Origin of the sequence: Microbacterium sp. (assembly GCF_035687345.1) — a bacterium.
In the GTDB taxonomy this organism is placed as follows: Bacteria; Actinomycetota; Actinomycetes; order Actinomycetales; family Microbacteriaceae; genus Microbacterium.
The window spans coordinates 1-11,227 of record NZ_DASRXZ010000056.1 but is presented as its reverse complement, the minus strand read 5'-3'; the positions used below and the strand labels follow the sequence as shown (position 1 = coordinate 11,227).

Below are 11,227 nucleotides of genomic sequence, written 5' to 3'. Positions count from 1 at the left end.
CATGCGCGGGACACGGCGGCTAGACTCGGCACACTGTGACTCCCGGCAACGAGATGATTCCCGCGCCGCCGTTGCGTCGTCGCGTCCCGGCCACCACAGCCGATACGCCCGCGCGCGCGGTGGCGCGGCGTGTGCCGCCCGCGAAGCCGGTCGAGACACGGTGGTCGCGTCGTCGCAGCGTCATGGGAGTCTTCGCCGCCGTCGCGGCGATCGCGTTCGTCGCGGCCTGGGCGGGGCCGAGCGGCCTTCCCCTCACCGAACAGGCGAGCGCGGAAGAGATCCCGCCGATCTCCCTGTATGCGAGCTCGCTCGGCGACGTGCAGTCGCTCGAGGTCGACGCGGCTGAGGTCACGGTCGCGAAGTTCGACCGCCCGAGCTACGAGGTGTACGTGAAGCCCAAGCCCACGCCGACGCCCGTCGCACAGCGCACGTCGACATCGTCGTCGGGCTCGGGATGGCAGCCGCCGTTCGTCGCGCCCGACCCGGGCACGGCGCAGGCGATCGCGTACGACATGGTGCTCGCGCGCGGCTGGGGCGACGACCAGTTCGCGTGCCTGGTCGCCCTGTGGAACAAGGAGTCGGGCTGGCGCGTCAACGCGTACAACCGCTCGAGCGGCGCGTACGGCATCCCCCAGGCGCTCCCCGGCAGCAAGATGGCGACCGCAGGCGCCGACTGGGAGACGAACCCTGCGACGCAGATCGCGTGGGGCCTCGGCTACATCGGCGGACGCTACGGCACGCCGTGCGGCGCGTGGGACCACTCGCAGCGCGTCGGTTGGTACTGACGGATGCCGCGGGCCAACCGCAGGCGCAGGGAGTCGTCGCACGACGACTCCCTCGCGCGCATGATCGCGGGCTGGAAGCGCACCGAGACCCGTCGCGGCGTGGAGTGGACGGTGCAGCCCGTCTCAGCCGCGCAGGCCCAGAAGCCGTACACGTGCCCGGGGTGCGGGCGCACGATCGCGCCGGGTACGGCGCACGTCGTCGCGTGGCGCGCGGACGGTGTGCTGGGCGATCAGGCCGATCTCGCCGCCCGCCGGCACTGGCACCAGCACTGCTGGAAGCTCGCGTGACGTCGCCGGGAGAGCGCCCGGCATCCGCCTGTCGTTGGAGGTGTCCCTGACGTGGAGATCCGTGGTCCGCTCGTCCTGCCCGCGACGCGGGAAGACATCGAGCTGCACACGCTCGACGGGCTGACTCTCGTCGGAGAGCTCGCCCGCCCGCTCGAGAAGGAGCCGGTGGCGACACTCGTGACGCTGCATCCGCTGCCCACCGCCGGCGGGTTCATGGACTCCCACATCCTCCGCAAGGCCGCCGCGCGGCTTCCCGCCCTCGCCGACTTGGCGGTCCTGCGCTTCAACACGCGCGGTACGACCTCGCCGCGGGGGACCAGCGAGGGGACGTTCGACGGGGGCCGGAGCGAGGCGTTCGATGTCGCCGCGGCGATGGACTTCGTGCGGGAGCGGGGGCTGCCGCATCCGTGGGTGCTCGGCTGGTCGTTCGGAACCGAGCTCGCGCTCAAGTACGCGCGCGACCACCAAGATGTCGCCGGCGTGATCCTGCTTTCGCCGCCGCTTCACCGCACGACCCCGGAAGAGGTGGCGGCGTGGGCGGACGATCCTCGTCCGATGGTGATCGTGGTGCCCGAGTTCGACGACTACCTCCGCCCGGCCGAGGCCGCCGAGCGGTTCGCGGCGATACCGCATGCGACGCTCGTCCCGGTCGAGGGCGGAAAGCACTTGTGGGTCGGTGAGAGCCAGACGCGCCGCGTGCTCACCGAGATCGTCGCGGCCGTCAATCCCGACGCGCTGCCGCTCCCGGTCGAATGGCACGGAGCGGCCGAGCAGGCATGACCGCGGCCGCCCGCGGTGTCGTCAGCGCTCGTTCTGCCGCGGGATCACGACCTGCCGGTAGATGATGAGGATGCTCGCCGCGACGGGGATCGCGATGAGGGCGCCGAGGAGCCCGAGCAGCGCGCCGCCGGCGAGCGCCGCGATCACGACGACGGCTCCCGGTACCGAGACCGCGCGGTTCATGACGCGCGGCGAGATCAGGTACGCCTCGATCTGCATGTAGATCAGGTAGTAGATCGCCGCGATGATCGCCGTCGTCGGGATGCCGAGGCCACCCGGGACCAACAGCAGGATCAGCACGATGATCGCTGAGCCGGTGAGCGTTCCGACGAGCGGGATCAGCGAGAAGAAGAACGCGATGACGGCTAGGACCGCGGGGAACGGCGCCTGGATGATCGTCAGGAAGATCGCGCTCAGCACGCCGTTGATGACGCCCATCGTGAGCTGCCCGATGACGTAGTACCCGACCGAGTCGGTGATCTGCTCGGACAGGTCGATGAACCGCTCGCGCTTCGACGCGGGCACGAGCTGGTACACCGCGCGCTTGAGCGACGGCGTCGACGCGGTGAAGTAGATCGTGAGGATCAGCACGATGAAGGCGCCCGCGAGACCCGACACGACCGCGAAGCCCACGTTGATGACACCGCCGGTGATCGAGCCCCAGTTGTCGACGAACCAGTCCTGCAGGTTCGCGAGAGCGTCGTCGAGGAACTCGGGGGAGAGACCGGGGAAGATGCCCGCGATCCACGCGCTCACGTCGTCGAAGAACTGAGGAAGCGTGCGGCTGCCGACGAACTCCTGGATCTCGCCGACGAGTTGGGCGATCTGGTTCACGATGATCGGCACGACCATGAGGACGATGCCCGCGAACACCGCGAGCACGGCGAAGATCGTGATCAGCACAGCCGCCCAGCGCGGAAGCTTGCGGCGCTCGAGCCACGCGACGAGCGGGTCCAGGCCGAGCGAGAGGAAGAGGGCCGTGCCGATGTACAGCAGGATCGTCGACAGGGTCTGGATGCTGCCGATGAGAACGAGCCCGAGCCCCACTCCGAGTGTCGCGACGAAGGCGGTGCGGAAGGGGTGGTGGATCTTCACGAGCTCTCCGGTTCGTCATCGGGCCCAGCGGGGTATAGGTCAGGATACGCACACGGCACGCCGAGGTCGTGGATTGGTCCCTCCCACGCTCCTTTCAGCCGCTCTTCGCTACTCTGGACTGTCGAGTTCCCTAGGCCCGTGCCCCGACCCCGGGCCAGTGAGAGGTTTCATTCCGTGCGTTTCGTGTGGGCCGTGGTGGCGTTCATCATCGCTGCCGTGATGATCGGTGCGGGCATCGCTCAGCGCACCGTCTTCCAAGGGCCGAAGACCGAGACCGCGCCGATCTCGATCGAGCAGGACGTGCCTTATCTGCTGATCGACGGCGCGGTGCTGAACAAGCTCCCCGGCGCGCAGACGCTCCGTGCGCAGGCCGAAGGCGACATCTTCGCCGCCTACGGCCGCACCGGGGACATGGTGGCCTGGCTCTCCGACGCCGAGTACGCATCGGTGACCCTCGATGACGAGGGCGAGATCCGCACCCGTATCGTCGAGCCCGAGCCCGTCGAAGAGCCGACGGATGCCGAGGCCGGCGACGCCCCCGCCGAGAGCGAAGCCCCTGCCGAAGAGGCGGAGGCGACGCCCGGCCGCAATCCCGCCGGCTCGGATCTGTGGCTCGACGAGTTCAAGCAGACCGACCTCCTCATCGAGCCTCTGCAGCTTCCGGAGGACATGAGCGTGCTCGTCGCGCTGGACGGCACCGAGCCTGCTCCGTCGAAGGTGAGCGTCTCCTGGCCGATCGAGAGCACGACCCCGTGGGCCGGTCCTCTCATCGTCGGCGGCGGCCTCGTGATGGCGATCGGTGTGCTGCTGTACATCCTCGGCATCCGCCATGTCCGACGTTCGCGCGGACCGCGTCGCAAGGGGCTGCCGCTCCCTCCCACCGAGCCGATCGATCTCTCGATCGAGGGCGAGGACAAGGGCGTCATCTCGGCCGGCGCGCCGACTCGCCGTGCCGTGTCGGGCCGCCGCGCTTTCGCGATCCTGCCGGTCGTCGCGGTCTCCGCACTCATGTCCACGGGCTGCACGCCCGACGCGTGGCCGCAGCTCGGCCCGACGCCGACCCCCACCCCGACGCAGACCGTCCTCGTGCCCGAGACCCAGCAGGCGCCGGCCGTCACGCGGGCGCAGGCCGATCGCATCCTCAGCCGCGTGTCGTCCACCGTCGCCGACGCGGATGAGGCGCTCGACGCCAAGCTCGCGGCAACGCGTCTCGACGGCGCAGTGCTCGCCGAGCGCACCACGAACTACAAGCTGCGGGGGGCGATCAGCGACCGCGCGCCGCTGCCGGCGATCCCGACGAAGTCGCTCGAGATCATCCTGCCGCAGGCGTTCGACGGCTGGCCGCGCACATTCATGGCGGTCGTGAGCGACGCCGATGACAAGACGGCGAACATCATGATGCTCTCGCAGGCCGACCAGTGGTCGCCCTACAAGCTGAACTACCTCGCCAACCTCGAGGCGTCGACCGTCATGCCCGAGATGGCGGCTCACTATGTGGGCGCGACGCAGGTGCCGCCGGACTCGGAGTTCCTCATGCTGGCGCCGCAGGACCTCGCGGCGGCGTACGCCGACATCATCGACAACGGCGAGAAGAGCGAGTACTGGAGCCTCTTCGACGTCGAGAACGACCACTTCCGCCCCGGCGTGCTCGCCGACCGCAAGCAGCGGCTCGACGACTTCAACCAGACCGCGACGAACACGGGCAACCTGACGTTCAAGGCGGCGGCGGGAACGCACCCGCCGGTCGCGCTGGCGACGCTCGACAACGGCGCGATCGTCGCGGTCCACGTGCACGAGATGGAAGAGGCGAAGCCGACCAACGCCGACGCCGTCATCAAGCTCGGCGACAACACCGAGGTCAAGGCGCTGACGGGCGTCGACCAGTCCAGCACGGGCGTCACGACGACGTTCAGCGACCAGGTCTTCTTCTACGTGCCGGTGCTCGACTCCGACGAGAAGATCCAGCTCCTCGGGTATTCTTCGAACATCCTCGACGCGAAGGTGATCAAGTGACCGATGCCGCTGCGGGCGCCGCACTTCGCGGTGCCGTGGATCTGTCCGCATTGCGCAACCGTCCGGCTTCTTCGCCGCAGGGCACCGCGCCCGCGGCAGGCGGCCCGGCCGGCAGCGTGCCGTCCCTGGTGATGGATGTCACCGACGAGACGTTCGGCTCCGCGCTCGAGCTCTCGCGGACGGTTCCGGTCGTCGTCGACCTGTGGGCCGAATGGTGCGGCCCGTGCAAGCAGCTCAGCCCGATCCTCGAGAAGGTCGTGACCGAGCTCGCGGGCCGGCTCGTGCTGGCGAAGGTCGACGTCGACGCGAACCCGCAGCTCGCGCAGGCCTTCCGCGCCCAGTCGATCCCGATGGTCGTCGCACTCGTGGGCGGTCAGCCCGTGCCGCTGTTCACGGGCGCCGTGCCCGAGCAGCAGGTGCGCGAGGTCTTCGCCCAGTTGCTGCAGCTCGCCGCGCAGAACGGCGTCACGGGGACGGTCGAGGTCAACGGCGAGGCGCCCGCGGCCCCCGAAGAGCCGCCGCTGCCGCCCCTGCACGCCGAGGCGTACGAGGCGATCGAGGCGGGCGACTACACGCGTGCGATCGCCGCGTACGAGAAGGCGCTGGCCGAGAACCCCCGCGACGTCGACGCGCGCGCCGGCCTCGGTCAGGTGAAGCTGCTGTCGCGTGTGCAGGGGCTCGACCTGCAGGCGACGCGCGATGCCGCGGCCGCCGATCCGACCGACGTCGACGCGCAGCTTCGCATGGCCGACCTCGACATCGCCGGGGGCCACGTCGACGACGCGTTCGACCGGCTGCTCGACCTCTTCGGTGCGCTGCCGTCCGACCAGCGCGCGCCCGTGCGCGAGCGCCTCCTCGAACTGTTCGCACTCGTCGGCGACGCGGATCCGCGTGTCGTCCGCGCGCGCGGCCGCCTCGCGAACCTGCTCTTCTGAGCAGACCCGTCGACGACGGCGCGACGTCGCGTGCACGCCGCCGCGGCGGGGTGACCTCAGCCGCGCGTAGGTGACGGGATGTGCGCCTCCGGGTCGTGACGCAGCCACAGCGCGCCGAGAGGCGGAAGCACCATGGAGGCCAGCCCGTTGCTGTCGGCATTGACCACACCGAGATTGCCGACGCCCGAGCCGCCGAACTCCGCGGCATCCGTGTTGAGGATCTCGTGCCACACACCCTCGGCGGGCAGGGTGAGGCGATAGCCCGTGATCGGGCTGCCCGAGAAGTTGCACACGACGGCGACCGAGTTGCCGTGCCAGTCGCGTCGCGCGAACGCGATGACGTTCGGGTTCCACGACGGCGCGCCGAGCCGCGTGAAGGCGCCGCCGTCGGAGTCCCGCGCCCAGAGGGCCGAGTGCTCGCGATACGTGCGGTTGAGCGCCGCCACGAAGCCGGCCAGCTGCGCGTGCGTGGGCTGGTCGAGCAGCCACCAATCGAGCGACCGCGACTCCGACCATTCCGACATCTGGCCGAACTCCTGGCCCATGAACAGCAGCTGCTTGCCGGGGTGACCCCACATGTACGCCAGGAAGACCCGCATGTTCGCGAGCTTCTGCCAGTGGTCGCCCGGCATGCGCCCGAAGAGGCTGCCCTTGCCGTGCACGACCTCGTCATGGCTGATCGGCAGGATGTAGTTCTCGCTGAACGCGTAGACGAACGAGAACGACAATTCGCCCTCGTGGTGGCTGCGGTGCAGCGGGTCGCGCTTGATGTACTGCAGCGAGTCGTTCATCCAGCCCATGTTCCACTTGAAGCCGAACCCGAGGCCCGCGTGGTCGGTCGGCGCCGTCACACCGGGAAAGCTCGTCGACTCCTCGGCGATCATGGCGATGCCGGGGTAGCGCTTGTACGCGGTCGCGTTGACCTCCTGGAGGAACGCGATGGCCTCGAGGTTCTCGCGCCCGCCGTGGATGTTCGGCACCCATTCGCCCGACTCGCGTGAGTAGTCGAGGTAGAGCATCGACGCGACCGCGTCCACGCGCAGACCGTCGACGTGGAACTCCTCGAACCAGTACAGGGCGTTCGCGACGAGGAAGTTGCGCACCTCGGGACGCCCGTAGTCGAAGATGTACGTGCCCCAGTCCTTGTGCTCGCCGCGGCGAGGATCCGGATGCTCGTACAGCGGCTCGCCGTCGAACCGGGCCAGCGCGAACGAGTCCTTCGGGAAGTGCCCCGGAACCCAGTCCATGATCACGCCGATGCCTGCCTGGTGGAGCCGGTCGATGAGGTACCGAAGGTCGTCCGGGCTGCCGTAGCGGCTCGTGGGCGCGTAGTAGCCCGTGACCTGGTAGCCCCACGAGCCGCCGAACGGGTGCTCGGCGAGCGGCAGGAACTCGATGTGCGTGAAGCCGTGGGCGGTGACGTACTCGATGAGCTGGTCGGCGGCCTCGCGGTACGACAGCCCCTGGCGCCACGACCCCAGGTGGAGTTCGTAGACGGACATCGGCTGCGAGAGCGGCTGGGTGCGCGCGCGACGCGTCATCCAGGCGTCGTCCTTCCACGAGTAGGACGATTCGGTGATGACGGATGCCGTGCCCGGCGGCACCTCGGCCTGCCGCGCCATGGGGTCGGCCTTGAGCACCCACGTGCCGCCGCGCGACAGCAACTCGAACTTGTAGTTCGCCCCGGCGCCCAGGCCCGGGATGAAGAGCTCCCACACGCCGCTCGCGCCCATCGAGCGCATCGCGTGGCCCTGGCCGTCCCAGCTGTTGAAGTCGCCCACGACGCGCACTGCGCGCGCATTGGGCGCCCACACGGCGAACGCGGTGCCGCGCGAGCCCTCGTGCTCGCGCACGTGCGCGCCGAGCACGCGCCACAGCTCCTCGTGGCGGCCCTCGCGGATGAGATGCAGGTCCAGCTCGCCGAGCGTCGGCGCGTGGCGATACGGGTCCTCCGCCGTGTGGTCGGGGCCCTCCTCGTACGTCGCGACGACCTCGTAGCGCCCCGGCTCGCCGCCGCGCGTGCCCTCCCAGATCCCCGCCCGCACGTGCTCGAGCGGCACGCGGATCCCGTCGTCGAACACCGCGGTCACGCTGCGGGCGAGTGGGCGGCGCACGCGCACGGTCCATTCGACGCCGCCCGCCGCATCCGTGCCCGGATGAAGCCCCAGGACCGCATGCGGGTCGTGGTGGCTCCCCGCGGCGACGGCGTCGAGCAGGCGATCATCGGGCTCGGGCATCACGGCTCCTTCACGTGCAGGATGTGGACGGGCTCGACGAACGAGTCGAGTCTGACGTAGTTGTGGTCGGACCAGGTCCACCGCGCTCCGGTGATGAGGTCCTCCACCTCGTAGGGCGAACCCGGCGCGACGCCCCACACGTTCGTGTCGAGGTGCACCATGGTCTCGCGCACGGAGTGCGGGTCGACGTTGGCGACGACGATGATCGTGTCGGAGGCGCCGGTCGGGGAGAGGTCGGCGTCGAGGTGCTTCGCGTAGACGAGGATCGCGTCGTCGTCGCTCCAGTGGATCGTCAGGTTGCGCAGTTGGCGCAGCGCCGGATGCTCCCGCCTGATCTCGTTGAGCCGCGTGAGGTATGGCGCGAGCGACTCCCCGCGCGCGATGGCGCCGTCCCAGTCGCGGAGCTTGTACTCGTACTTCTCGTTGTCGATGTTCTCCTCGGAGCCCGGCCGCGCGACGTTCTCGTAAAGCTCGTACCCCGCGTAGACGCCGTAGGTCGGCGCGCCCGTCGCCGCGATCGCCGCCCGCACCTTGTAGGCCGGGCGACCGCCGAACTGCAGGTATTCGGTGAGGATGTCGGGCGTGTTGACGAAGAGGTTCGGGCGCAGGAAGTCCGCGGTGTCGTTCGCGAGCCCGCTGAGGAAATCCTCGAGCTCGGCCTTCGTGTTGCGCCACGTGAAGTAGGTGTAGCTCTGCTGGAAGCCGGCTGCCGCGAGCCCCTGCAGGGGCGCGGGACGCGTGAACGCCTCGGCCAGGAAGACGACGTCGGGGTGCTCGGCGTTCACCGTGGCGATGAGCCACTCCCAGAACTGGAGCGGCTTGGTGTGCGGGTTGTCGACACGGAAGATCTTGACGCCCTGCGCGATCCAGTGGCGCACGATCCTCAGCACTTCGGCCCGGATGCCCTCGGGGTCGTTGTCGAAGTTGATCGGGTAGATGTCCTGGTACTTCTTGGGCGGGTTCTCGGCGTACGCGATCGTGCCGTCGGGCAGCGTCGTGAACCACTCCGGATGCTCCGTGACCCAGGGGTGGTCGGGCGAGGCCTGCAGCGCGAGGTCGAGAGCGACCTCGATGCCCTCGGCGCGCGCGGCGCGCACGAAGGCGCGGAAATCGGCGAGCGTGCCGAGGTCCGGATGCACCGCGTCGTGGCCGCCGGCGGACGAGCCGATCGCCCACGGCGACCCCGGGTCGCCCGGCTGGGCGTCGAGCGTGTTGTTGCGGCCCTTGCGGTGCGTGAAGCCGATCGGGTGGATGGGCGGCAGGTAGAGGACCTCGAACCCCATGGCCGCGACGCCGGGGAGACGACGGGCGGCGGTGCGGAACGTGCCCGACTTGACCGTGCCGTTCTTGAGACGCCGGGCGCCCTCCGAGCGCGGGAAGAACTCGTACCACGCGCCGACGCCGGCGCGCTCGCGCTCGACGAGCAACTCGCGCTCGGGTCCGGGGGACAGCAGCGACAGGAGGGGACGCGTCTGGAAGAACGACTCGATGCGCGGATCGTCGACGATCTCGAGGGCGCGGGTGTCTGACGTATCCGGATGCCGCAGCTCCATCGCCGCGGTCTCGAGCACGCGCCGCTCCGCGGCGGGCCGAGAGCGCTCCTCCGCCGCGCGGTCGAAGAGGCGAGCCCCGACCTCGCGCATCAGCGCGGTGTCCACTCCCGCCGCGATCTTCACGTGCGCGGCGTGCCGCCACGTCGCGACCTCGTCGGCGAACGCCTCGAAGCGGAAGCGCCACACGCCCTCCTCGAGGAGCCCGACGAGGGTCTGCCACTGGTCGAGGCCGTTCTCGAGCGGGCTGAGGCGGTGCAGCGACTCGTCACCCGACGGCGACCACAGGCGAAGGTGCACGCCGATGCGGTCGTGGCCCTCGCGGAACGCCGTGACGCGGAAAGGCACGACCTCGCCCGCGAAGGCCTTCGGCCGGAAGCGCCCGCCGGGCACCGACGGCGTCGGCTCATGCGTCGGGATCCGGCCCGTGATCGTGTCGGTCACGGGGGCGAGAGCGGATGCCTCGACACCGGTTCGGACCGGGATCGATGTCGCGCTTCGCCATGGTCGCGCGGTCGCTCGTCGGTTCGTCGTGGCCACGTCTCGAACCTATCGCGACGCTTCGGCGTCCGACAGCCGCGGCGACGACCGGCCGGGTCGCGCCGGGTCACTCGACGCGGAAGAGCCTCATCGAGGTGCCCGGCATCGAGATGACGGCGCCGGGCGCGAACTCCTCGCCCTCGCTGTCGGGCACCTCGTCGGCGCTCGACCACAGCGAGACGAAGCGCTCCGCTCCGTCGACCCGGGGGAGCGTCACATCCATGGGCGTCTCGGTGCCGTGCACCACGAGAAGGATGCGGTTGAGCTCCTCGACCTCGGGTGTGGAGGTCGCCGCGTATTGGAGAGTTCTGTGGCTCGCATCCGTCCAGCGCTCGATCGACATCGTCTCGCCGCGCTCGTCGTACCACTCCATGACGGAGGCCGACGGCGTGTGCTCGCCGAGCCGCGCGAACCGGATCGGTCGCAGGGCGGGGTTCTCGTGCCGCAGCGCCACGAGCCGCCGTGCGTGCGCGAGCAGGTCGCGCTGCCACGGGGCGTGCTGCCAGTCGAGCCACGTGAGCGGGGAGTCATGGCAATAGGCGTTGTTGTTGCCGCGCTGGGTGCGTCCGAACTCGTCGCCCGCGGTGATCATCGGCACCCCTGCCGAGAGCAGGAGCGTGCCGAGCAGATTGCGCATCGCCTTGCGCCGCACTGCGAGGATCCGCTCGTCGCTCGTGCGCCCCTCAGTGCCGTGATTGAACGAGCGGTTCGTGTCGGCGCCGTCGCGGTTGTGCTCGCCGTTGGCGACGTTGTGCTTGACGTCGTACGACACGAGGTCGTGCAGCGTGAAGCCGTCGTGCGCCGTGACGAAGTTGATGCCCGCGAGCGGTCCGCGCTCCTCGCTGAACGTGTTGGATGACCCCGCGAGACGCGTCGCGAATCCTCCGACGCCCACCGGCGGCGTGCCCGCGCGCCGCGCGTAGTCGACGTCGCTCAGCCAGAAGTTGCGCACGCGGTCGCGGTAGCGGTCGTTCCACTCGTGCCAGCCCGGGCCGAAGTTGCCG

Annotated in this window: 8 protein-coding genes and 1 pseudogene; 5 read left to right on the top strand and 4 right to left on the bottom strand. The window is 70.0% G+C overall.

Features of this window, described 5'->3' with window-relative positions; translation table 11 throughout:
* Positions 1-35: 35 nt before the first annotated feature.
* Genes VFF97_RS06795 through VFF97_RS06785 form a run of 3 tightly spaced genes read left to right on the top strand, consistent with a single transcriptional unit; the run spans position 36 to position 1,853 of the window.
* Complete coding sequence (locus VFF97_RS06795) at positions 36-785, top strand: lytic transglycosylase domain-containing protein (protein WP_325032730.1); 750 nt, start codon at positions 36-38, stop codon at positions 783-785.
* Positions 786-788: 3 nt separating this feature from the next.
* Positions 789-1,073, top strand: coding sequence for a hypothetical protein (locus VFF97_RS06790; protein ID WP_325032729.1), 285 nt, complete (start codon positions 789-791; stop codon positions 1,071-1,073).
* 51 nt (positions 1,074-1,124) lie between these two features.
* Positions 1,125-1,853: an alpha/beta hydrolase gene (locus tag VFF97_RS06785; protein ID WP_325032728.1), complete on the top strand. Its 729-nt coding sequence runs from the start codon at positions 1,125-1,127 to the stop codon at positions 1,851-1,853.
* Positions 1,854-1,874: 21 nt separating this feature from the next.
* Here VFF97_RS06785 and VFF97_RS06780 read toward each other — a convergent pair whose 3' ends face one another.
* The gene (locus VFF97_RS06780) at positions 1,875-2,948 is read right to left on the bottom strand and encodes an AI-2E family transporter (protein ID WP_325032727.1); all 1,074 of its coding nucleotides are present in this window, start codon (positions 2,946-2,948) and stop codon (positions 1,875-1,877) included.
* 174 nt (positions 2,949-3,122) lie between these two features.
* Between VFF97_RS06780 and VFF97_RS06775 the strand changes: the two genes are divergently transcribed.
* Both VFF97_RS06775 and VFF97_RS06770 read left to right on the top strand, forming a co-directional pair.
* Complete coding sequence (locus VFF97_RS06775) at positions 3,123-4,961, top strand: glycosyl transferase (protein ID WP_325032726.1); 1,839 nt, start codon at positions 3,123-3,125, stop codon at positions 4,959-4,961.
* Positions 4,958-5,896, top strand: coding sequence for a tetratricopeptide repeat protein (locus VFF97_RS06770; protein WP_325032725.1), 939 nt, complete (start codon positions 4,958-4,960; stop codon positions 5,894-5,896). Before VFF97_RS06775 ends, VFF97_RS06770 begins: the two co-directional genes overlap by 4 nt.
* A gap of 56 nt (positions 5,897-5,952) precedes the next feature.
* On the opposite strand, the gene glgB is transcribed toward VFF97_RS06770, so the two are convergent.
* The 3 genes and pseudogenes from glgB to VFF97_RS06755 all read right to left on the bottom strand — a co-directional run.
* Positions 5,953-8,133, bottom strand: a complete 2,181-nt coding sequence (gene glgB / locus VFF97_RS06765) for a 1,4-alpha-glucan branching protein GlgB (protein ID WP_325032724.1) — start codon at positions 8,131-8,133, stop codon at positions 5,953-5,955.
* On the bottom strand, positions 8,133-10,127 hold the full coding sequence (locus VFF97_RS06760; protein WP_414684233.1) for an alpha-1,4-glucan--maltose-1-phosphate maltosyltransferase: 1,995 nt from the start codon (positions 10,125-10,127) through the stop codon (positions 8,133-8,135). The genes glgB and VFF97_RS06760 overlap by 1 nt, the downstream gene beginning before the upstream one ends.
* Before the next feature lie 163 nt (positions 10,128-10,290).
* Positions 10,291-11,227, bottom strand: a pseudogene (locus VFF97_RS06755) (glycogen debranching enzyme); the annotation flags it as partial.